Below are 20,307 nucleotides of genomic sequence, written 5' to 3'. Positions count from 1 at the left end.
ACTTCGTGCGTCGCCCGGCTGGGCGCAGTTGCCGTTCAGTCGGCGGCTACGGCGGATCCGCAAGGCGCGGGACTGGTCGCATCAGCAGCTCGCACGTCGGATGGTCCTTGTCGGCAGGAATCATCGCGGGCGAACGGCCGGCGCGGAATCTCTGGTGACGATGCTCAGCAGGTGGGAGAACGACGACCGGGTGGCCGACGAGCGCAACCGTCGGCTGCTCGCCGACGCTCTGGAGGTGGAGGTCGCCGATCTCGGGCTGAGCGTGGATCCAGACGTCATCTGGTGAGCGAAAGTGCCGGCGCAGTCAGTCGCCGACGGTGCTGCCGGCTGGGCGGAGCCCGGCAACACTGAATCGAGCAGGGCCCCAGCTTTCGAGCCGCGCTCGCCTTCGAGTCTGGTTCGATCGAGGCGGGGCTCAGCGTGCGAGGAGCTATTCAGCGCAGGTGAACACGCCTACCGCCCACGCCAACGTGGAGGCGTACGTCAGCAGCGCCTCGGGGAACTCGATCATCTCGCCCTCGATGTCCATGCCGTAGTGCGCGGCCGATGCCGGATCGTCGTAGCGGATCGCCGACCTCGCGCGGCGCTCGTCCTCGATGATGGCGAACAACGCTATCCGGGCGGCAGCAACCTCGGCGTTCTGATCGGCGAGCGCCTCGTGGACTTCGCGGAACGTGACGGCCGGTAGGAGCCGGTCGGCGTCGGCGATCAGCTCTGAGGGTCGCACCAGGGCCACGTCGGGAACTGATGGTGAGCGGCCCGCCACGACGTCAGAGGCGACCCGCGAGACGTAAACGGCGTACGGGGCGGCGATGCGGGCGAGCACGGAGGCCAGGCGGTCGCGCTGTGCGTCGGCACATTTGACCAGATCGTCGACGCACTGTGGCCGCCAGGGCGACGGTGCCGGGCCGCTATGCAGCGCGGCACGTGCGGCAAGCGCCCGCAGCAACTCGACATCGGCGGCGTTCAGCGCAACGACCGTGTCATTGCAGGCCACCGCTACGTCGATCAACGCGCCTCGGACCGGTCGTGGCAGGCGTGCGCCCATGCCGTCCTCGAGTACCGCCGCCGTCGCGACAGCCATACAGCTGACCCCCGGTTCCTGTGCGCCTGTAGGTCCGTTTGATTTCGACGCCGGTCCAAGCTGTGCACAAGTTGTTTAGCGGGTAGCTCGCCGCCGCGTCAAGAAATGTGATGCCGTCATCCCCCGTCATCCCCCGTCATATACAGATCCGCCGGGCGATCCACGAGGGTCGAAGTCGTGATCAGAGCACACCGGAGCATCGCCCTCGACCCCACGGGTCACAGCCTATCGGGGTCAGAAACGACAGCGTCGGCGCCGTCGCGCTCTGCCCTGGTCTTGGCCGTGCCGGTGGAGGTCCGCCGTCGGATTCTGCGCCGCCGCCTCATGGTGGCGTGTCGACTGGCCGAGGCCGGCCGGCTCGTCTCCGGAACGCGCTGATGCTGATCACGTTTAGCGGATCTTCACGGCTTGGGACCTCGGGAGAGGGAGAGGACTGTCCTATGGGAGCACCCCGTGTCATTGCAGGCCTGAGCGGCAGGAGTCTGCTGGCCTGGCTGCTGCTCGTGCCACCACCATCGGCATCGCGTCTCCCTGCACCGCGGTCACAGCTGCCCTGACGTACACGCCGACCACGAAGCCGGCGGCAACGCCGGCGGCGTCGACGAGTACCACGGAGCAGCCGCAGAACAGCGCGCCGCCACCGGCGACGACTGATCGCCGCATGCTCACTCCGGGGGGAAAGTGCCGGCCCGCGCCGTCTGGCGACACGCGGGCCGGCACACCGGGAGCGCTAAGTCCCGGCCTTGACCCCGTCTTCGGGGAGGACCCCCATGACCGTGTCCGACGGCCCGCCGCCGTCATCTCTTCCATCACCGAGGACCTCGACACCGTCGCTGCCGTGCACGCGGTTGCACACAAAGGGCCAGCCCGCGGCGCAATGGGCTGTCCCACCGGCGAGGGCAGCCCAGACTGCTGCACGCCCGGTACACGATCTTCGTCAAGCACGTCTTGGGGCGGCGGGCTGCTCGATGTCGTAGGCGTGCTGGCTGCCGTCGAGGCGAGCACTGACGCCGAACTGGAGCTGTTCGACTTTCTACGGCTACCGACTCGCCGAGCCATACGTCCTGCCGACGGCCCGCTAGAGCGGCCACTGCTACGCACCCGGCCTTGATCCTGTCGCTGGTCCGGTCTAGCGCGACGCCTGCTAGCTGTCGCGACGGGCCACAGCGACCGGTCCATCCCACCTCGCCATATCCATGGCCTGCACAGGAGAACCCCTTATGCGCCTTGACCCCTTCGGCCAGTCCTACAGCACCGACCCGGCCACCGTCTGGCGGCACCTGCTGGACAGCGGCGAACGTGTCGCCTACGACGACGAACTCGACATGTGGCTGATCGCCGGGCACGAACTCGCCCGCACCGTGCTGGCCGACCCGCGCCGCTTCTCCAGCGCCACCACGCTGACCCCCATGCAGGATCCGCACGCCGACGCGGCGGCGATCCTGGCCCGGCTAGACATGCCCCCGGTCACCCTCAACGCCGACGCACCCACGCACACCCGTACCCGGGCCGCGCTGGCAGCCGTCCTGGCCACCACGTCATTGCGCACCGAGCAGCGGTGGGCCGATCTGGTGCGGCGCCACGCGGAACACTTCGCCGACCACCTCGCCCACCACCTCGCCGCGACGCCGTGGCCCGACGTCGACCTGGTCGAGTTGTTCGCCTCCCGGCTCCCGCTGTCGGTGCTGCTCGATATCCTCGGCATCCCCGCCGACGACATGGCCCGCATCGCCGCGTGGGCCGACAACTTCGCCGCACTGTTCTGGGGCCGCCTCGACGACGACGAGCAGATCAGCGCCGCCAACGGCCTGCTCGCCCTGTGGGACTTCTGCCGTGACATCGTCGTCCTGCGCGCCGGCACCCACCAGGACGGGCAACCGACTGGGCTCATCGGCGACCTGGTGCGCTACCGCAACGGCGACGACAACCGACTGACCCTGCCCGAAACCTCGGCGCTCGTGCTCACCCTGCTCATCGCCGGCTGGGAAAGCACGGCGGCCGCACTCACCCACGCCCTGGAGTACGCGCTGAGCGACCGCATCCGATGGGCACGACTGGCCGCCGACGGGCACTACGCGAGCATCCACACCGAGGAAACCCTGCGCCACAGCCCTGCCATCGACGCCGTGCTGCGCGTCACCACCACCGACGTCGACCTCGACGGCATCCTCATCCCGGCCGGGTCGCGCTGCCTGGTCCTGATCGGTGCCGCCAATCACGATCCGGGCGTCTTCGAGCAGCCCGGCACATTCCAGCCGGGCCGGGCCCGGCTCGGCCAGCACCTCAGCTTCGGCGCCGGACCGCATGCCTGTCTCGGCGCCGCCCTGGCCCGCCTGTACCTGAGTACCGCGCTGAGCATCCTGGCACGCCGCCTGCCCAATCTGACCCGGGCGGACGGGTTCGCGCACCGGTACCGGACCAGCGCGAGCATGCGCCAGCACACCTCCCTGCCCGCGACCCTCGGCCCGGCCCGCTGCCCGGTCGCGCACGGTCAGCTCCCACTCGTCGGGCAGTCATGAGGGTGCCGTGGCCGTTCGGCCGCCGACGCGGACGGCACCGCGCCGCAACCACCGGCCTGCCGTCCGCGGGGCGATTCTGCCGTGTGCTCGCCCCGGTTCTCGCCGCTACCGGCCGCCGGTTGAGGCGCCGGCGATGAGACCCGTCCCGTACTGGCTGTACCGAGACTCGCGACGGCTGGCCATACGCGCCGTCATCCAGTTCTGCCTCACCGGTGTCGCGGGGGCAGCCATGGCTTACATTCTGCCCAGAGTTGGTTCCGCGGACGGTGACACTTCCACAGCGGTGACGCTGCTGGCCGGTCTTGCTTCATTTCTGATCTGGTGCGCCGTCGTCCTGTCGTTCCTCTCCATCGTCGCATTTTCGCTCGTCGAAATATGGGCGCTTATCGCCGGAGTGCAGCGCCCCGGTCCATCTTCGGAATCGAACGAGCCGCGCTAATCTCTGAGACCTGCCAGCTTGCTCGGCACCGCCGTATGCGCTGGCAGCTTCCTTGCGCCCGCCATGCCTGCCATGCGGCGCTGTGCCGTGCCGGCGGCATGAATCGACCATCGGTGAATACTTCTCGGCGCACCAACAATTTACTCGTGAACGCCTTTTGCCCGTCGGGATGTGACCGCCGAAAGGTGTGTCAACCGGCTGCGCCCGGCACCCCTCGTCATCCCCCGTCATCTGCACGGACTTTCCCGTTCCCGGCACTGTCGAATGGTGATCGAACACCATCGCATGCCGCGCAACCATGACCGGAAAGAATCCAGGAATCGTTCACCATTGGTCGATTCCTTCTCCGCAAGAGCGCTCGCATCAGCGGCGCCGCGGCGGAGTTTCCCGGCGGTGGACACCGGTGTGCGTCGCCGATCATCCGGCCGCAGCCGCAGCCGGGGCTGGCACCGGCAGACCTGCGCCCGCTGGGGTGTGGCCGCTGCGGACGCGCCGGTCACATCGACCACTTTTGCGGGGCAGACATGCCGCTGAACGCCGCATCCGTACCTACCGGCGCCGCTCAACCTGCGCTCAACCTGCCGGCGCATCATGTCCAGTCCTCACTGCCGCCGACCGGGCCCTACCTGCCGCCGGCACCTGACGCGGGCGCCTTGCGGCCGGTGCCGCACGAGTTCGGGCCGGCCGCGCTCGCTGAACGGGTGTGGCGCGCGGCCGCCGCAGCGCAACGCGGCAGCGTGCTCGCGGTGTCCTCGGCCGACGGCGGTGTCGGACGCTCCACCGTGGTCGCCGTCTTCGGCAGTCTGCTGGCGTTGGCTGTTCCAGGCCCGGTCATCGCCCTCGACGCGAACCCGCGACCCTGGGGAGGTCTGGGGGAACGGGTCGGTGCCGGCTCGGGAAGTGTCTGGGACGCCGTGCGGGAACTGCCGCAGCTGCACAGCCGCACCGAGGTTGAGCGGTGGACCCGCACAGGTCCCAGCGGCCTGCTCGCTCTGGCCGGCGAGGTCGAGGCAACGGCCTACCGTCATCCGCCTGCCCACCACCAACTGATGACCGTCGCCGCAGCTCTGCGGCAGCTGTATCCGCTGGTGCTGCTGGACCTGATGATGGCCGAAGCCCGCGGAACCTGGGAGGCCCTGGCGGGCGCCTCGGCTGCGTTGCTGGTAGCCCGCGCGACGCCGGACAGCATCGCGCACACCTTGCGGCTGATGGCCTTCCAACGCAACGTTGCGACCCCGCAAGGCCCGGCCGCGCCGCTGCTGGTGGTGGTGGCGACCTCGCCGCGAGTACCCGGTGAGGTGAAGGCCGCGCTGCGTCAAGCCGGCACCGTGGCCGCCGCGGTCCACACGATCCCGTACGACCGGACGCTCGCGACAGCCGCCCCGGTCGATGCTCGCCTGCTTGCCCGCTCCACCCGCCGTGCGCTGCTCGGCCTGGCGGCCGATGTCCTGCAGCTCTGTCTGCCGTCGACGGGTGCTGCGACCGCGGCGGCGGCGTCATGAGTCCGCTGACCGCGTGGGTGGCCGCGCAGGCCAGCACCGTGCACCAAGCGCCTGGCGACCCCACCCCGAAACCGAGCGGGTTCGACTGGAGCAAGGTGCGCCCGGACCCGGGAGCTGTCGGGCCGAAGGCCGATCTGTTCTACCAGCTCGCCAACGCCGCGCTGTTCCTCGGGATCGTGGCCGCGCTCTGCGGCCTGATCGCGGGCGCGATCGCGTTCGGCACCGGCCCCATCTTCGGGGCCCACATCATCAGCGATCGCGGGAAGTCGATGATGTGGAAGAGCGGCCTGGTCGCGGTCATCGTCGGATCGGCGACCAGCATCATCTCCTGGCTGCTGGTCCAGTGACCGCCTCGCCACAACGGCTGCCATCCTGCCGCCCGCGCACCGCAGGGCGACCGGCATCCGCACGCTGGATGGCCGGTGGGCGCGCCGTCCTCCTGGCCGTCGTCGTGGTCCTGCTCGCTGGTGCGGGCCGGGCGGTAGCCGCGCCCGCCCCGACGCCGACCCCCTCAGGGCCGGCGGCCGGCGCGGCCTGCGCGGCGAAGGCACCCGGCCAGGTGGCCTGGTGCATGAGCTGGGCGATCCACGTCGCCACGCCGCCGTCCGGGGCACGGTCGCACTGGGTCACCGACTGCTCGAAAGCGGTCGATGCCGCGGACCGGCGGGCCTGCTCGTCGGCGTCGGTGACCCTCGACGACACGCCCGTTGCCGGAACGGCGTCGGTGCTGACGGACGGCCCGAGCACCAACGGCTTGGCGGCGTTGGTCAACTGCGCGCTGCTGGCCGGCAATGACCCTGTCGGGCAGCCGTCGCAGTGGTCCTACAAGAGCAGTGAGTGCACGGCGAACGCGGCGAAGTGGGCCGCGCAGTCCTATGACCCGCACCCGACGACGGCCTGCGGCGCCATCGACGTGTCCTGCCAGGCGTCGAAAAGCGCACAACAGGCGATCAGTTCCGGGATCCGCTCGGGGATCGAAGGCCTGATCGATCTGTGCGTGCAGGCCGTGGTTGTGCTGCTGTCCAAACTCGCCGCGTTCGTCTTCACCAGCACGGCGATCGCCGCACCCGACGCGGCGTTCTACTCCACCTACAACAGCGTCGCCGGCGTCATGATCCTGCTGATCTTCGTGCTGTTCGTGGTGTCGACGATCATCAACGGGCTACGCGTCAACGCCGGCCCGGGCCCGCTGTCAACGCTCGGCGGGCTGGTCCGCGCGATCTTCGGCGTGACGTTCGCGGGCGGGGTCGCATACACCATCGTCGCAGCCTGGGACCAGGCGACCGTGGCGCTGCTGGAACACAACGCCAGCACGCCGTTCAGCGGCCGGGAGTGGAGCGACGCGTTCACCGCCCTGGCCGGGGATGCCGCGACGGTGTTCATCGCCTTCGTCCTGTCGATCATCGCCCTGCTGGGTCTGCTGCCGCTGTTCATCATGATGTTGTTCCGCGGGGTCCTGGCCACCGGGGCGGCGCTGTTCGGTGCCTGGGCGATGGCCGGGCAGGCGATGTCGGAGACCCGGCACTGGGGCCGACGCTGGTTCTGGACCGTCAACGCGCTGGCCAGTTCAAAGTTCGCGATCGCGGCGCTGTGGGTCTACGGCAGCCGCTCGGCGTACGAGTCAGATCTCTGGACCGGGCTCAAGGCGGTGCTGCTGATCTGGCTGATGGTGTTCGCCCCCTACATCATGCTGCGGCTGACGTCGATGTGGGACGGCTACCTGAGCGACGTCAACGCCCACGGCCTGATCGCCCAGGCCGACCCGCTGGGCTTCGGCGCCGACGTCGCGTCCGGCCTCAGTGCCGGTGCCTCGGGCGGCGGTTCAGGCGGCGGTTCGGGTGGTGGGAGCTCGGGCGGCGGCGCCGATGGTGATGGGCCGGGGTCGAACGCGGCATCGGTGATGTCCGCCAACAGCGCCGAGATGCCCACCTCCCCGGGCGCCGGTCTCTCCGACGCTGCCGGCGGCGACGGCCCGGACACCCAGGCGGCGGGCGACGCCGCGACCGGCGCCGACGGCGGCAAGGTCGGCGACCCGAGCGGCGCGGCCGGCGCCGGGCAGCCCGACGGCCAGCAGGACTCCGGCGCCGGGCAGCCGAACGCTGACGACGCCGACGGGGTCGAGCAAGGGCTGCGCAGCGCCCAGCACGACGTCGCCGCCGGGCAGCTGACCGCCCCAGGCGACACCACCGGTGCCGGCGGCAGCGCACCGCTGATTCCGGGGCCTGGCGAACAGTCCGCCGGCCCGGCCGGCGACCCGATCCCGAGCCCAGCAGGCGACCCGATGTCCGGCGCGTCGACGCCCGGCAGCGCCGGGGGAGCCGACGGCGCACCGGCAGCAGGCGGCGAATCCGGCACTTCACCCTCGGACGGCGGACGGCCCGGCCAGGCCGCCGACTCCGGCGGTAGCGCGCCGGCCAGCGGTGCATCGGCGGTGGCTGATGTCCCGATCGTGCCGCTCTGAGCTCGGCGCAGACGACCAGCGCCCATCCACGAAGACATGAGGAGTCCTCGATGCAGTTCTTGTTCCCGCCGCGCTCCAGCAGAGGAGCCGTCCTCGGGTTCACCTGGTCGCAGATCTTCCTGGTCGTGGCGGGGATCATCGCGGCGGTCATCGGGTTGAACCTGCTCGCGGCCGGACACCGCGGGAGCGGCGTGGCCGCGTTCGCGGCTTGCGGGCTGCTGGTCACGCTCGGGCTGCTGCGCCTGAAAGGCCGCCGGATCACCGAATGGGCGCCGATCATCGCCGGGGCGCTGCTGCAATCGTGGAGCCGGCAACACCAGTACCGTGGCGGCCCGTTCGGCGCCAACCCCGATCATCTCGACCTGCCCGGCCCGGCCGCCGGATACCGGTGGCTGGCGGCCACCGCCGCGGACGGCACCACCCAGGTCGGGCTGCTGCACCACCGCCGTGAGCGGACCGTCACCGCCGCCCTGGTCTGCTACGGCGCGAACTTCATCCTCGCCGACCGTGACGTGCAAGACCGCCGGCTCACCGACTGGTCGCTGGTCCTGCAGATCCTCGGCTCCGAGTACGCCGACGCCGGCCTGGTGCGCTGGTCGCTGATGAGCCGCACGGTGCCCGACACCGGCAACCGGGCACAGCGGTATCTGATCAACAAAGCCGTCGACACCAGCACCGTGGCGTACCAGTCCCTCGCCGAGCTGACCGCGGCGGCCGCCCCGGCGGCGCAGCGCCACGAAACCCTCCTCGCGGTGGTGTTCGACGTCGCGAAGCTTTCGGGGGAGATCAGCGACGCCGGTGGCACCGACGCGGCGATCGCCGCCGTGGTGCTGGACCGGCTGGGCGGGATCGAGGCGGCCGTCACCGAGGCCGGTGTGAGCACCGGCGGATGGCTGTCTCCGCGCGCCTACGCGGCGCTGATCCGCACCCAGTTCGACCCCGACGATCAAGAGGCTGTCGACCTGCGGTCGGGCGTCCGTGGCGCCGGGGTCCAGCCCGGGGTGGAGCCTCGGCTGGCCGGCCCGGTCGCGGCCCGGACCCTCGGCTGGAACACCTACCAGCACGACTCCGCCTACTCCAGGACGTTGTGGGTGGCGCAGATGCCCCGCCAAGCAGTGGCCGGGACCTGGCTGACCCCGCTCTACACCCGCACCACCTGCCGTCGCACCGTCACCCTGGTCGCCCAGCCCGTGCCCGCAGCCCTGGCCCAGTTCGCGTCGCGCCGCGACAAGGTCGCCCGCGCCGGCGACGAGGTGACCCAACGCAAGCTGCGGCTGGTCCGCACCGCCCGGGAAGACGACGAGGCCCGCGCGGTGGAGCAGATCGACCGGGAACAGGCTCGCGGTCACGTCCGGCACCGGTACGCGTTGCTGGTCACGGTCACCGCGAAGGATGTGAAAGCTCTGGACCGTGACGTGCGCGCGGTCAAACGGCTGCTGTCCCGGGCCGGCTGCGAATCGGTGTCTCTGGCCGGTGAGCAGGATCAAGGTTTCCTGGCCGGTGCGTTGCCGTTGGCGCGCGGGTTGCGGCCGATGCGCGGGTGGTCGGCATGAGCCGGCCGCAGCGACTGCGCCGCGAAGGCTCCCTGGCCGACCACATCCAGCAGCGCGCGGCGGCCCGCGACGCCGCCCGCGCCCAGGCTGTGCTCGAGCGGGAGCAGCGTGCTTTGCGCCGCCTGCACGAGAAGTATCTGGGCCAGCCGCCGGCCACCGCCCGCGGCGGCTACGGCCGGGCCGCCGGGCGGGTGTCGTGGCGGTTGCGGCTACCCCCGTTAGTGACCACGACCGCGCAGCTGTGCGCGGTGTATCCGCTGGTCTCCGATCCCGGCCTGCCGGTCGACGGACCGTTGGTCGGCACCGAGGTCTACTCGCGGTCGGCGTTCACCTTCTCCCTGCACGAGCTGTACCGGGCGGGCGCGGTCACCGCACCGAATCTCGTCGTGACCGGGGAGATCGGCACCGCGAAGTCGTCGCTGTTGAAAACGTTGGCGTTTCGCGGGATTCCATTCGGCACCCGGTTCTATGTCACCGATCTGAAGGGCGAATACGACCTGCTTGCACAGTTGGCCGGGATCACGCCGGTGCAGGTCGGCCCCGGCCTCGGAGTGATCATGAATCCCCTGGCGGGGATCCGGCGTGGCCCGCAGCAGAGCGAAATCGAGTGGCTGCAACTGCAGCGCTCGCGGCGGCTGCTGCTGCTCGAAGGGCTCCTGGAGATTCAGCTCGGCGGTTCGTTGACCGAAGCCGAGCGGTCCCTGGTCGAATACGCCGTCGACGCGGTCACCCGCGCCCGCGACGCCAGCCCGACCCGGCTGGCGACCCCGACGCTGTCCACCGTGCTCGCCGCCATGGGCGAGCCGAACCTGTGGCAGGACCGCCTGGGCCACGTCTCCTATCCGGTCGAGACCTTCGTCGCCGACTCGCGTCGGGTCCGCCTCGCCCTGGAACGGCTGATTTCCGGGGCGTTGGGTGGCGTCTTCGACGGGCCGGCCTCGTCGAGTGCCCGCCTGGATTTCGAGCAGCCGGGGGCGATCCTGGACCTGCGCACGATCCGCGCGTCGGACCAGATGACCGCGATGGCGATGACCTGCGCCCAATCCTGGCTGGAGGCTGAGCTGTCGCATCCCGACGCTCCGCCACGGGTGTGCTTCTACGACGAGTTCGCGCTGATCGCCCGCCACCTGCCGCTGATTCGGCGGATGCGTGAGCAGTTGAAGTTGGCTCGCGCGCTGGGTATCGCGAACGTGTTGGCATTCCACAGGTTCAGCGACCTCGCGGCCAGCGGGGCTGCTGATTCGGAGCAGGTCAGGATCGCCCGCGGGTTGATTGAGGACTCCGGGGTGCGGGTTTCCTACCGGCAGGCCACCGGCAGCGTCGAGCAGGCCCGCGAATTCTTGGGCACCTCGGACGTCGAGTCCGATCTGTTGCGCTACCTGCACCAGGGCGTCGGCCTGTGGAAGATCGGGGTTCGCTCGTTCGTCGTCAAACACCAGCTCTCCCGCGTCGAGACGGCGATGGTGCATACCGACAGCCGGATGGAGCCCGACGACGATCCGGTGGCGTTGAGCGCGCAGGACTACGAGAGCCGCCTGGAGGCTCTCGCGGTGGGGCAGGTGGCGTGATGGCCCGGCCGCCGTTGTCGTCTCCCGGGCATCACCTGCCGCGGCAGGGGTTCACCCGCGCCGACATCATGGTCCGGCTGGCCTTCCTGGCCATCTTCGCGGTCCTGGCCGTGTTCGCGATCGGATCTTTGTGGCTGGCCGGGCAGCTGTCCGGGCTGATCACCGGTCATGGCTGGCCGGCCTCGAGCCCTGCCGACGCGCCAGCAATCGCGTTCGGGATCGTCGGGCACCACGACCATCCGGTCCAGGCCTGGCCGGCGCCCGCCCGTGCGGACATCGCCGTGCGGTGGATGCTGCCGCTGTGGGCGTTGCTGTTCGCCGGCTCGGTCATCGGGTTCACCACGCCGCTGCTGCGGGTGGGCCGGGCGAGGATCCGGCGCCGGGGATTCGCCAGCCGCGCCCAGATCGATGCGCTGCTCAGCGCGGACGCGGTCCGCGCCCGGGTCGATGTGGTCCGGCCCGGTCTGACCGTCCGGGAGGGCGACAACGACCTCACCCGGGCGCTCAAAACCGTCCGCCGCCAGGATCCGCTCGAAGCGGGCAGGTTCCTCGGCGTCGAGGCGACCAGCCGGCGACCGCTGTATCTCGCGAACGAATACACCCTGCTCGCGGCGGCCGTGCCGAGGTTCGGAAACAAGACGACCCGGTACGTGATCCCGCAGGTGGCCGACGCGCGGGGGGCGGTCATCTCGACCTCGACCCGGTTGGACGTCGCCGAGGTGACCTACGAGCGGCGCTCGCAGATCGGCCCGACGTGGATTTTCGAACCGCAGGGCGAGATCCCGGGGGTACCGCGGCTGCGCTGGTCGCCCATTGAAGGCGCCGACGATCAGATCGTCGCGATGCTGCGGGCGACGGGTTTCGCCGCAGGCTCCGGCATCGGCGACGAGAGCGTCGAAAACGGAAAATGGTTCCGCGATCAAGCCTCGACGATCCTGCGCGGGCTGCTGCACGCGGCGGCGCTGGACGAGCACGCCACGATGGTCGATGTCCTGGCCTGGAGCCAGAATCCGGCGAACAGCCGGCCGGAGAAGATCCTGCGTCACCACGGCGTGACCAGCTGGGCCGATCGCCTCGCCCGGCACCGGGAGACCACAGGCCGGGCCCGTGACACCATCCAATCCGTTGTCTCGGGCGCCCTGGATGCCTTCAACGACCCGCGCGTACTGGCGGCCTGCTCGCCGCCACGGGGCACCCAATTCCGGCCGGTCGACTGGCTGACCGAATCCGGCACCTTGTATCTGGTCGGCACCCGCGACGCGCAGGCGCTGATCGCCCCTTTGCTGGCCGCCGTGTCGGAGGACATCCTCTACCAAGCCAAGCGGCTGGCCCTGACCGCGCCGGGCGGCCGGATCGAGCCCTGCCTCTACTTCATCGGCGACGAAATCGCCAACATAGCGCCCTTGCCTTCACTCCCGTCGCTGATGAACGAGGGCGGTGGCTCAGGGGTCGCCGTGTCGGTGTTCGCGCAGAACCTGCACCAATTGCTGGAACGCTGGGGCGACAAGGGCGGCCGCGCGATCGCGGACTCGGCCAACGCGCGGTTGTACATCGGCGGCTCCAGCGACGCCAACGCCCTGCGTGACGTGCAAACCCTCACCGGCCAGGTCACCGACGTCAGCTCAAGCAACTCGTGGGGCGGCGGCCGCGCCTCGGTGTCCGAGAGCGTGCGCCGCGAACCCCTGCTCGACATCGCCGACCTGCGGACCCTGCCCGAAGGCCGAGCCCTCGCGCTGGTCGGGGCGCTACCACCGATCGAACTGTCCGTGCCGTCCTGGTGGGAACGCCCGGACGCCGGCGAACTGACCGCCGGCCGTGACGCGTTCCGCCGCCGCCTGCAACAGGCGCCGTGATGGACAACCACTCCTTCGTCCTGCCTGAGGACGCACCACCGGACCTGGCCGCCGTCGCCGAACTGGGCCGGGGCCTGCAACAACTCGCCGAGGCCGTCGACGAACTGCACCAGCAGCATCTCGACCTGCGTGACCAGGTCACCGCCCGCCCGGGCGCCCGGTCACGCAAAGCACCGCCGAGCGTGCCGTGGCCGCTGCGCTGGCCCGACCTCGACCGCGAGCAGGCGGCGCAGGTGTGGGCATGGCTGATCGACTGGACCGACTGGATGGTCGAGCGATACCAACTCGCCGAGGAAATCCCGGCCTGCTGGCCCCTGCATCCACCGCTGATCGAGGAACTGGCGGCGCTCGCCGCCGCCTGGCACGACGCCTACGACGAATCGGCCCCCGCGGACACGCCGCTGCTCTGGCACGAACGGTTGGCACGCTGCCGGATCCGGTTGCGGGACTGGGACGACTACACCCGCTGCCGCAACGGCACGCACACCCTGCGGCGCCTCGACCTGGCCTGGCCCGACACCTGGCGCACCGCCGCCGAACAGGCCGCCGCAGCCGACCTCGCCGACCGGCCCCTGCCCGACCCCGGACCCGACGCCCGGACCACCGCGGCCGAGCGCGACCCACCGGCCGCCGGGCCGACGGCCGGGCAGGAGGCGCCGGCATGACCCAGCCCGCCGAGATCACCTCCCGCGCCGACTGGGAGCTGCTGCGCATCAACGTGCACGAGGTCTACGAGCAGATCGACGACCTCTACCAGCGCATCACCGACCCCGGCGATGACGACGACAAGAAACGAGACGAGAAGCGAGACGAGAAGGAGGAACCCGTGCCCGACCAGAACATCGACCCGGACACCGACCCCGACGTGCAGGCCGAAGAGGACGTCGAGCGTCAGCGCCGCCTGGACTACGAGACCGACGGCGAACTCGACGGCGGCTACGACCCCGACGTGTACGACGAGCCCGGACTGGAGGACTGATGACCACCAGCCCCCGCACGTCCACGCCGCCCACCGACCACCCGTACGAACACACCCTGCTCGACCTGCGCGCCCGGCAGCAAACCCTGTCCGAGGCGCTCGAGCGAGCCGCAACCCGCAAGCGGCAGGCCGGCCGCCGCGCCGCGCTCAGCGACCTGCACACCCAGATCCGCGGCATGGCCGCGGTCGCCAACCACGCTCTCGGCGGCTGGCCCGAACCCGACCAGGAACCCCAGTGACGCGGCTCACCGTCGCCCTGGCCACCATCGCCCTGGTCGCCGCCGGCTGCGCACCCCGGCCCCGGCCGGACCCGGGCGCGGTCAGCTGGCCGCCCGCACCGTCGGCCAGCGCGGATACCGAGGACGGCCCGAACCCGCCGATCCCGACCCCGGCGCCGGCCGCCGCGACCGACGCCGCGCTGAGGTTCGTCCACGCGTGGGCGCGGCCCGGTCTCGCCCAGCCGACGTGGTACGCCGCCCTCCGCGATCTGGTCACCCCGGCCTACGCGCAGCTGCTCGCCGCGACCGACCCGGCGAACGTACCGGCCCACCTGGTCACCGGTGCGCCCGCCGCACGGTCGTCGACCTCCACCGTGCTGGTCACCGACGTGCCGACCGACGCAGGCACCGTGCGGGTCACCCTCACCCGCGTCGACGGCCGATGGCTGGTCGCCACCGTGGCCGAGGTCAGCATCCGATGAAGCCGGGGACCTGGCTCGCCGTCGCCGGCACCGCGATCGTCGCGGTCTGTGGGCTGCCGCTGCTCACGGTCATCGCCGACACCAGCCCGGCGAGCGCGTGCGCACCATCTGTCGGTAGCAGCGGCCAGGTCGTGCTGCGTGAGCATCCCGGGCCGGTCGGCAAATGGAAGAGCACGCAGACCGACAACGCGGCGATCATCGTCGCCGTCGGCCAACAGCGGCAGGTCCCCACCCGTGGCTGGGTGATCGCGGTGGCCACGGCGATGACCGAATCCCGGCTGATCAACACCAGCAAGGTCACCGACCACGACTCGGTCGGGCTGTTCCAGCAGCGACCCAGTGCGGGCTGGGGAACCCCGGCCCAGCTGGTCGATCCGGTCTACACCTCAACGAAGTTCTACGCCGCCCTCGCCAAGGTCAAAGGCTGGCAGACGATGCCACTCACCCAGGCCGCTCAAAAAGTACAGCGCTCAGCCTTCCCCGACAGATACGCGGAATTCGAGAACGACGCCGAAAAGGTCGTCGTGGCCGTCGCCGGCGCCGCCACGATCACCGACCTGCCGGGTGCCTCGCTCGCCAGATGCGACAGCGTGGCAGCGGTCTCCGCCAGCGGGTGGGTGAATCCGGTCGCCGCCAAGGTCGGCAGCAAGTACGGGCAGCGCGACGGCCGCCTGCACGCCGGCGTCGATCTGATGGCCGCACGCAACACCGTCATCCACGCCGCGGCGGCCGGGCGGGTGATCTGGTCAGACTGCGACCCCGGCACCGGCAACTGCAACGTCGACGGCAGCTCCAAGACCAAGGGATGCGGCTGGTTTGTTGAGGTGCTGCACGCCGGAGACGTCGCCACCCGCTACTGCCACATGGTCCGGCGCCCGGAGGTCGCCGAAGGCGACACGGTAACCGCCGGACAACCGCTCGGCCTGGTCGGCACCTCGGGACATTCGTCCGGTCCCCATTTGCATTTCGAGGTCCATCTGGACGTCTGTCACAACGGCAAATGCGATCTCAGCCCGCAGAACAGCACCGACCCCGTCCCGTACATGCGTGATATCGCCGGAGCACCCCTCGGCCCTGATCGGTAGGTCCCCATCGTATCCGGCGGTTTCTCACCGATCCGGCGGTGCACGTGGCGGGGTTCCGCGAACCCGGCGACGGTCCGCAGGAAAGCGCGCTGACGGACTCGTACCGACAAACGAAAAGGCTATACCCGCCCCATCAACCGATACAAGGAGCTGCGCAATGTCCACCGATCGAGAACTACCGGCAGTGAGTCCCATTGTCGTCCAGCTGCAAGCAGCGGCACTCGCGGCCGTATGCGCCGTCGTCAATGAACACGTCGACGCCCGACGTGATCCGAACCCGTACACCCAACAGCTCACGGCCTACGACTTGGGACGGCTGTTCAACTTCGACCCCTCGGGCAAGACCCGCGACACCGTCACCGACCTCGACGGCATCGCCACCAATATCCACGGCACGCCACCGCCGTCACAACGCCGCCAACCCCGAGCCCTCTGGGTAGCCCACGAACTCACCCGGCTGGGCTATCCCCACGACGCGGCCCGCTTCACCGCATTGGCCATGGAGCAACCGCTCATCTTCTGACATGCGGCCGGTGCCGCAAGCAACACCGAAACGCTCAGAAAGAGAAAGGACAGGCAGTGCTACTGATCGCACCAATGTCCCGCGGGCCGCAGGTCCTTGACGGATTGCGCACCGATCACCAAATCGCCACTGCCGTCGCGTTCAGACAGATCGGCACGTCGCCCTCGCGCTCGCACAAGCAGGGACCGGAAGTCGATCGGCACCGCATCCAGCATGTCGTCGCGAACCACCCAGTCCTGACCCGATGCGCTCACCATGACCGCCATTCCACCTGCCGAACGGCCGTCCGCGACAGCCCCGACCGCCGGTGATCGCACAACCTGCCGCCACCGGACGCCGGCCTGACGGCGCGACCGATCAACCCTGACCCGGCCGGGCAGCCGGCGTTGTCCGGCCTACGGCTTCGGTGCCCATCCGCCCGATACACAAGACAGGGAGAACCCGATCATGCACACTCACCCTTCAACCACCCTCGCCCCCCGCCCACTCAACACGCGTCCGCGCATCCGGCGACACCTGGCCGTCGCCGCGACCACTGCGTTGCTCGCCGCCGCTGCTCCTGCCGAGGCGATGCCGGACACCGCGTCCCCGGCCTGCGTCCGCCACGACACGACGGCGACGCTCACCACCGACGCGGGCGCCCCGCGCTACCGGATCGCGGGCTGGCTCTGCACACCCCCGCACCCGACCAGCACCGTGCAACTGCTGCTGTCCGGGTTCACCTACTCCCACACCTACTGGACCACCTCCGCGCCCAGCACCGACTGGGTCGCGGCAGCACTGGGCTCGGGCCAAGCCGTCTACATGATCGACCGGATCGGGGTCGGCGCCAGCGCCCGGCCGCCCGCCGAACAGGTCACCGCCGACTCCGAAGCCCACGTCACCCACCAGATCGTGACCGCGCTGCGCGATGGGACTCTCGGCCGTTACCGCAGGGTCGTCGGGGTCGGGCACTCCTACGGCTCCATCGTGTGGATGGCCGAGGCCGCCTCCCACCGCGACGTCGACGCCCTGGTCCTGACCGGCATGCTGCACCAGCTCCCGCCCGATCAGATGACCGCGTTCGCCGCCGCCTTGCACCCCGCCGCCGACGACCCGAAGTTCCCGCACGCCGGGATGCCGGACGGCTACCTGACCACCCAGCCCGGCAGCCGAGCGGCGTTGTTCCTCGACCCGGACACCGCCACCGCTGACGCGGCCGGCTGGGACGAGGCCACCAAGAGCACCGGCACCACCGGCGAGCTGACATTCACACCGGAAACCGAAACCCGCTACAGCCGCCAGATACGCGTACCCGTGCTGACGATCGTCGGCGCCTCCGACGCGCTGCTGTGCACCGCGGACCTGCCCTGCACCACCGGCACCCAGCTCTGCCACCGCGAACGGCCCGCCTACGCCGCGGACCTCCCCCTGTCCATGGCGTCGATCCCGCGGACCGGGCACTCCATCACCCTGCACCGCACCTCTGCAGCCGCCGCCTCGATCGCCAACCGGTGGATCACCGGCCACACCAGCCGCGACCCCCGCGTCACCACCTGCCCGGCCTGAAGCCCTGGAGACCCGATGAACACCACCCGATCCGCCCACCGCCACCGCAACCACCGCCGCGACGCCACCGACGCGGCCGGTGTCTGCCAGATCAATCCGACCGCACGCCGGTATCCCGCACACGGCGATCACCACCGGCATCCGCACCGCGCGAAGCCCCAGGAGTCCCAGCCATGACCGTCGACGGACCCGACACCAACCACGCCGACCGCGACCAACCGGCCAACGACACCCCGGCGCCCTCCCCAGCGACCGGACACGAACCGGACGCCGGCGAACCACCGACACTCAACCTCGGCGCCCTGACCCTGCTGTGCCGGGCCGCGAACATGGTCCGCCATCACCTCGACACCCACGTGCTCTACGACGCGCACCTGACCTGGACCAGCTGGGACATCCTGCAACTCATCGTCGGCCAGCCCGGAATCGCCACCCGGCAGGTCGCCGCCAGCGCCGCAGTGTCGAAATCGCTCGTCACGAAAATCTCGAACACCCTCGTCGAGCGCGACCTGATCCACCGCACCCGGGAAACCGGCGACCAACGCCTCGTCCGGCTGTATCCGACAGCACGCGGCCAGCGCCTCGTCCACGACCTCCGACCGCAGCTCAGCGACGCCTACGAGCGCTACATCGCCACCGGCCGCAGCACGGTCGACAACGCCTTCCGAGTGCTGCTACGTGACCTCTTCCTGCCCACCGCCGCGTCCGGGCCGGCTAACGCCCAGTCCGAAAATGACGAAAGGTGACCCATGAACGACACCCGTCGCCCGCGCAAGGCTCGACGCTTGCTGGCCGCCGCGCTCGCCTGTGCCGCCGTGCTCGCCGGCTGCGACCAGGCGCCCGCGGAGCCCGCACGACCCGACGCCTCGGCTCCCTCAGCGCGAGAGGCCAGCCCGCCAGTACGCCCGTCGACGAGCTCGGCACCCCCGGTCTACCAGCCGGTCCGCGACCCCTGCGCTGTCGTCGATCATCAGCTGCTGTCCAGCACGCTCGGGGCCCGCGGCAACGACGTCGTGCCGCCCAAGACGTCCACGGCCCTTCAACTCGTGCAGTCCTGGTGCAGCCCGACGTACGGGCCGTTGACGGATCGCACCCTCGTCGGCGTGGAGTTCGAGGTCGTCAGCACCGGCAGCCTCTCCGACATGTTCACCGGGATCCGGGCCGCCATCCAAAACGATGATCCGACCACTGACATACCCGTCCTGGGCGAAAGCGCCTACTCCTACGTCGACCCGCAGACCGGTCCGCACGTGGCCGTCCTCGACGGGAACCTCTCGGTCACCATGAGAGCCAAGTCGATCTCCGGCAACCCGCGTCCTGACAGCACGTTCATCTCGCTGATGACGGAAGCTATCCAGCGGATGCTGACGACGTTGCCGCGCCGGTAGCCGGATCTAGGCCTCGCGCGTCTGACCGTCTTTTCGTCCGCGAACCGTTCGCCGCTGTCGTCGTCTGGACGGCCCGACACATCAACGCCGCCCTTCGAGTCAGGAGGGCGGCGTTTGCCGCGTGCAGCTCGAATCTCCACAAGGCCAGGACAGACGCGCCAGGCTGGTGATCTGTTCCGGGGCCGCCTCGACGCACTCGCCGAGCACCTTGACACCAGCCAGATCCCGATCCTGATCGACCAGTAGGCATGGGTGCAGTCGGAGCGGTCGCCGCTGGGTATGGTGCCGGCGATGTCGACCACGACCGGGTCACCGGACTCCCTGACCGTATTGGCAGGTCGGCGGTGTGGTCTGGCCGAGCGCGGCTCGGCGGCGACGATCAGGACGTCGACCCGGTCGTGTCTGCACTCGCGCATCACCTCGGCGACGTCGGCGGCGTCCGCCCCCGGGCTTTGGCAGCGATCTATTCTTGGCCGTGCAGGACGCGGGTAGTGGGTGTCCTCGATGATGACGATGACGGTCTTGCCAGCACGCGCCGTCGTCCCTGTGAACAGGCCCCTCCTCGACAGCCGTTCACTCAACCTGCAGTGGTTTGATCATCCACCTGCTCGTCGTCGATCCGCCGGGAGTAGACCATCTGCCCGCCGGCGGAACCGTCAGGAATTTCCGGCAGATACTTAAAGTGGGCGATGGCGTTTTCACCCGGAGTCAACTGCGCGCTGCCATCTTCAAACTGTTCGATCCTTACCGAGAGCAGTCTTGCCGCCTGCGCACCCAGAAGAAGCTGCGCGGATCCCAACGACACGGCCAGCGGCTCGACGACCAGGAGTTCATAGCGTCCGGCCGCATCGAACCCGGCACCGCCGACCTCGGCGATTTTGAAGGGTCGCCAGGTGCCGACAAGCTGACGGCCGCCGACCAGCGACGCCACGCGGGCGATGTTGCTGCGTTCATCGCCGGTCAAGCCCGCGACGTCGGGAATCACCACGGGTACAGCCGTGACCGTCTGGATCACTGCCAGGCTCCGAACGAAGCGCACCATCGCGCCCGGCACCAACGGCTCGCTCATCGTCAGAGCCGCAAGATCGATGAAGGGCCCGTACGC

Annotated in this window: 23 protein-coding genes; 19 read left to right on the top strand and 4 right to left on the bottom strand. The window is 70.1% G+C overall.

The window, feature by feature from the left end; translation table 11 throughout:
- A partial coding sequence (locus DMB66_RS63355; RefSeq protein ID WP_233624180.1) for a hypothetical protein occupies window positions 1-286 on the top strand: 286 nt, incomplete at its 5' end.
- Between the two features lie 144 nt (window positions 287-430).
- On the opposite strand, the gene DMB66_RS00100 is transcribed toward DMB66_RS63355, so the two are convergent.
- A complete protein-coding gene (locus DMB66_RS00100) occupies window positions 431-1,084 on the bottom strand; it encodes a hypothetical protein (protein ID WP_125801906.1) in 654 nt (217 codons plus the stop codon).
- Window positions 1,085-1,540: 456 nt separating this feature from the next.
- Window positions 1,541-1,747 (bottom strand): hypothetical protein, encoded by a 207-nt coding sequence (locus DMB66_RS00095; protein ID WP_125801905.1) that lies wholly within the window; start codon window positions 1,745-1,747, stop codon window positions 1,541-1,543.
- 557 nt (window positions 1,748-2,304) lie between these two features.
- Here DMB66_RS00095 and DMB66_RS00090 point away from each other — a divergent pair.
- From DMB66_RS00090 to DMB66_RS00030, 14 genes are all read left to right on the top strand, one after another.
- Complete coding sequence (locus tag DMB66_RS00090) at window positions 2,305-3,603, top strand: cytochrome P450 (RefSeq protein ID WP_158647094.1); 1,299 nt, start codon at window positions 2,305-2,307, stop codon at window positions 3,601-3,603.
- A 133-nt stretch (window positions 3,604-3,736) separates the two neighbouring features.
- Window positions 3,737-4,042 carry a hypothetical protein gene (locus DMB66_RS63350; RefSeq protein ID WP_148112712.1) on the top strand — a complete coding sequence of 102 codons (306 nt, stop codon included), beginning with the start codon at window positions 3,737-3,739 and terminating at the stop codon, window positions 4,040-4,042.
- 524 nt (window positions 4,043-4,566) lie between these two features.
- Window positions 4,567-5,544, top strand: coding sequence for a hypothetical protein (locus DMB66_RS00085; protein WP_125801903.1), 978 nt, complete (start codon window positions 4,567-4,569; stop codon window positions 5,542-5,544).
- Entirely contained in the window at window positions 5,541-5,891 is a 351-nt protein-coding gene (locus tag DMB66_RS00080) for a hypothetical protein (protein ID WP_125801902.1), read from the top strand. Before DMB66_RS00085 ends, DMB66_RS00080 begins: the two co-directional genes overlap by 4 nt.
- Window positions 5,892-5,959: 68 nt before the next feature.
- Complete coding sequence (locus tag DMB66_RS00075; RefSeq protein WP_125801901.1) at window positions 5,960-8,005, top strand: hypothetical protein; 2,046 nt, start codon at window positions 5,960-5,962, stop codon at window positions 8,003-8,005.
- A gap of 50 nt (window positions 8,006-8,055) precedes the next feature.
- The gene (locus tag DMB66_RS00070; RefSeq protein ID WP_125801900.1) at window positions 8,056-9,558 is read left to right on the top strand and encodes an SCO6880 family protein; all 1,503 of its coding nucleotides are present in this window, start codon (window positions 8,056-8,058) and stop codon (window positions 9,556-9,558) included.
- Window positions 9,555-11,126, top strand: coding sequence for a hypothetical protein (locus DMB66_RS00065; RefSeq protein ID WP_233624179.1), 1,572 nt, complete (start codon window positions 9,555-9,557; stop codon window positions 11,124-11,126). The genes DMB66_RS00070 and DMB66_RS00065 overlap by 4 nt, the downstream gene beginning before the upstream one ends.
- Complete coding sequence (locus DMB66_RS00060) at window positions 11,126-12,979, top strand: type IV secretory system conjugative DNA transfer family protein (RefSeq protein ID WP_125801899.1); 1,854 nt, start codon at window positions 11,126-11,128, stop codon at window positions 12,977-12,979. Before DMB66_RS00065 ends, DMB66_RS00060 begins: the two co-directional genes overlap by 1 nt.
- Window positions 12,979-13,644, top strand: a complete 666-nt coding sequence (locus DMB66_RS00055; protein WP_125801898.1) for a hypothetical protein — start codon at window positions 12,979-12,981, stop codon at window positions 13,642-13,644. The genes DMB66_RS00060 and DMB66_RS00055 overlap by 1 nt, the downstream gene beginning before the upstream one ends.
- Window positions 13,641-13,958 carry a hypothetical protein gene (locus tag DMB66_RS00050; protein WP_125801897.1) on the top strand — a complete coding sequence of 106 codons (318 nt, stop codon included), beginning with the start codon at window positions 13,641-13,643 and terminating at the stop codon, window positions 13,956-13,958. Before DMB66_RS00055 ends, DMB66_RS00050 begins: the two co-directional genes overlap by 4 nt.
- A complete protein-coding gene (locus tag DMB66_RS00045; RefSeq protein WP_125801896.1) occupies window positions 13,958-14,197 on the top strand; it encodes a hypothetical protein in 240 nt (79 codons plus the stop codon). Before DMB66_RS00050 ends, DMB66_RS00045 begins: the two co-directional genes overlap by 1 nt.
- Window positions 14,194-14,658 (top strand): hypothetical protein, encoded by a 465-nt coding sequence (locus DMB66_RS00040; protein ID WP_125801895.1) that lies wholly within the window; start codon window positions 14,194-14,196, stop codon window positions 14,656-14,658. The genes DMB66_RS00045 and DMB66_RS00040 overlap by 4 nt, the downstream gene beginning before the upstream one ends.
- Window positions 14,655-15,743, top strand: a complete 1,089-nt coding sequence (locus tag DMB66_RS00035; protein ID WP_125801894.1) for a M23 family metallopeptidase — start codon at window positions 14,655-14,657, stop codon at window positions 15,741-15,743. The genes DMB66_RS00040 and DMB66_RS00035 overlap by 4 nt, the downstream gene beginning before the upstream one ends.
- 157 nt (window positions 15,744-15,900) lie before the next feature.
- A complete protein-coding gene (locus DMB66_RS00030; RefSeq protein WP_125801893.1) occupies window positions 15,901-16,266 on the top strand; it encodes a hypothetical protein in 366 nt (121 codons plus the stop codon).
- Window positions 16,267-16,325: 59 nt separating this feature from the next.
- Here DMB66_RS00030 and DMB66_RS00025 read toward each other — a convergent pair whose 3' ends face one another.
- Window positions 16,326-16,532, bottom strand: a complete 207-nt coding sequence (locus DMB66_RS00025; RefSeq protein WP_125801892.1) for a hypothetical protein — start codon at window positions 16,530-16,532, stop codon at window positions 16,326-16,328.
- A 181-nt stretch (window positions 16,533-16,713) separates the two neighbouring features.
- On the opposite strand from DMB66_RS00025, the gene DMB66_RS00020 reads away from it, so the two are divergent.
- Genes DMB66_RS00020 through DMB66_RS00010 form a run of 4 tightly spaced genes read left to right on the top strand, consistent with a single transcriptional unit; the run spans window position 16,714 to window position 19,202 of the window.
- Window positions 16,714-17,814 (top strand): alpha/beta hydrolase, encoded by a 1,101-nt coding sequence (locus DMB66_RS00020; protein WP_125801891.1) that lies wholly within the window; start codon window positions 16,714-16,716, stop codon window positions 17,812-17,814.
- Window positions 17,815-17,829: 15 nt separating this feature from the next.
- On the top strand, window positions 17,830-17,991 hold the full coding sequence (locus DMB66_RS60925; protein WP_158647092.1) for a hypothetical protein: 162 nt from the start codon (window positions 17,830-17,832) through the stop codon (window positions 17,989-17,991).
- Entirely contained in the window at window positions 17,988-18,560 is a 573-nt protein-coding gene (locus DMB66_RS00015) for a MarR family winged helix-turn-helix transcriptional regulator (protein WP_125801890.1), read from the top strand. Before DMB66_RS60925 ends, DMB66_RS00015 begins: the two co-directional genes overlap by 4 nt.
- Window positions 18,561-18,563: 3 nt before the next feature.
- On the top strand, window positions 18,564-19,202 hold the full coding sequence (locus DMB66_RS00010) for a hypothetical protein (protein ID WP_125801889.1): 639 nt from the start codon (window positions 18,564-18,566) through the stop codon (window positions 19,200-19,202).
- Between the two features lie 577 nt (window positions 19,203-19,779).
- On the opposite strand, the gene DMB66_RS00005 is transcribed toward DMB66_RS00010, so the two are convergent.
- The coding region (locus DMB66_RS00005) for a hypothetical protein (protein WP_233624178.1) at window positions 19,780-20,307 on the bottom strand (528 nt) is incomplete at its 5' end.

The sequence above is a fragment of the Actinoplanes sp. ATCC 53533 genome (assembly GCF_003947245.1).
This window is presented reverse-complemented; position numbering and strand designations above follow the sequence as displayed.

Bases quoted from the DNA above. Each gene is read 5' to 3' on its own strand.
- DMB66_RS00100 (WP_125801906.1), bottom strand. From the start codon at position 1,084: ATGGCTGTCGCGACGGCGGCGGTACTCGAGGACGGCATGGGCGCACGC.
- DMB66_RS00095 (WP_125801905.1), bottom strand. From the start codon at position 1,747: ATGCGGCGATCAGTCGTCGCCGGTGGCGGCGCGCTGTTCTGCGGCTGC.
- DMB66_RS00090 (WP_158647094.1), top strand. From the start codon at position 2,305: ATGCGCCTTGACCCCTTCGGCCAGTCCTACAGCACCGACCCGGCCACC.
- DMB66_RS63350 (WP_148112712.1), top strand. From the start codon at position 3,737: ATGAGACCCGTCCCGTACTGGCTGTACCGAGACTCGCGACGGCTGGCC.
- DMB66_RS00085 (WP_125801903.1), top strand. From the start codon at position 4,567: ATGCCGCTGAACGCCGCATCCGTACCTACCGGCGCCGCTCAACCTGCG.
- DMB66_RS00080 (WP_125801902.1), top strand. From the start codon at position 5,541: ATGAGTCCGCTGACCGCGTGGGTGGCCGCGCAGGCCAGCACCGTGCAC.
- DMB66_RS00075 (WP_125801901.1), top strand. From the start codon at position 5,960: ATGGCCGGTGGGCGCGCCGTCCTCCTGGCCGTCGTCGTGGTCCTGCTC.
- DMB66_RS00070 (WP_125801900.1), top strand. From the start codon at position 8,056: ATGCAGTTCTTGTTCCCGCCGCGCTCCAGCAGAGGAGCCGTCCTCGGG.
- DMB66_RS00065 (WP_233624179.1), top strand. From the start codon at position 9,555: ATGAGCCGGCCGCAGCGACTGCGCCGCGAAGGCTCCCTGGCCGACCAC.
- DMB66_RS00060 (WP_125801899.1), top strand. From the start codon at position 11,126: ATGGCCCGGCCGCCGTTGTCGTCTCCCGGGCATCACCTGCCGCGGCAG.
- DMB66_RS00055 (WP_125801898.1), top strand. From the start codon at position 12,979: ATGGACAACCACTCCTTCGTCCTGCCTGAGGACGCACCACCGGACCTG.
- DMB66_RS00050 (WP_125801897.1), top strand. From the start codon at position 13,641: ATGACCCAGCCCGCCGAGATCACCTCCCGCGCCGACTGGGAGCTGCTG.
- DMB66_RS00045 (WP_125801896.1), top strand. From the start codon at position 13,958: ATGACCACCAGCCCCCGCACGTCCACGCCGCCCACCGACCACCCGTAC.
- DMB66_RS00035 (WP_125801894.1), top strand. From the start codon at position 14,655: ATGAAGCCGGGGACCTGGCTCGCCGTCGCCGGCACCGCGATCGTCGCG.
- DMB66_RS00030 (WP_125801893.1), top strand. From the start codon at position 15,901: ATGTCCACCGATCGAGAACTACCGGCAGTGAGTCCCATTGTCGTCCAG.
- DMB66_RS00025 (WP_125801892.1), bottom strand. From the start codon at position 16,532: ATGGCGGTCATGGTGAGCGCATCGGGTCAGGACTGGGTGGTTCGCGAC.
- DMB66_RS00020 (WP_125801891.1), top strand. From the start codon at position 16,714: ATGCACACTCACCCTTCAACCACCCTCGCCCCCCGCCCACTCAACACG.
- DMB66_RS60925 (WP_158647092.1), top strand. From the start codon at position 17,830: ATGAACACCACCCGATCCGCCCACCGCCACCGCAACCACCGCCGCGAC.
- DMB66_RS00015 (WP_125801890.1), top strand. From the start codon at position 17,988: ATGACCGTCGACGGACCCGACACCAACCACGCCGACCGCGACCAACCG.
- DMB66_RS00010 (WP_125801889.1), top strand. From the start codon at position 18,564: ATGAACGACACCCGTCGCCCGCGCAAGGCTCGACGCTTGCTGGCCGCC.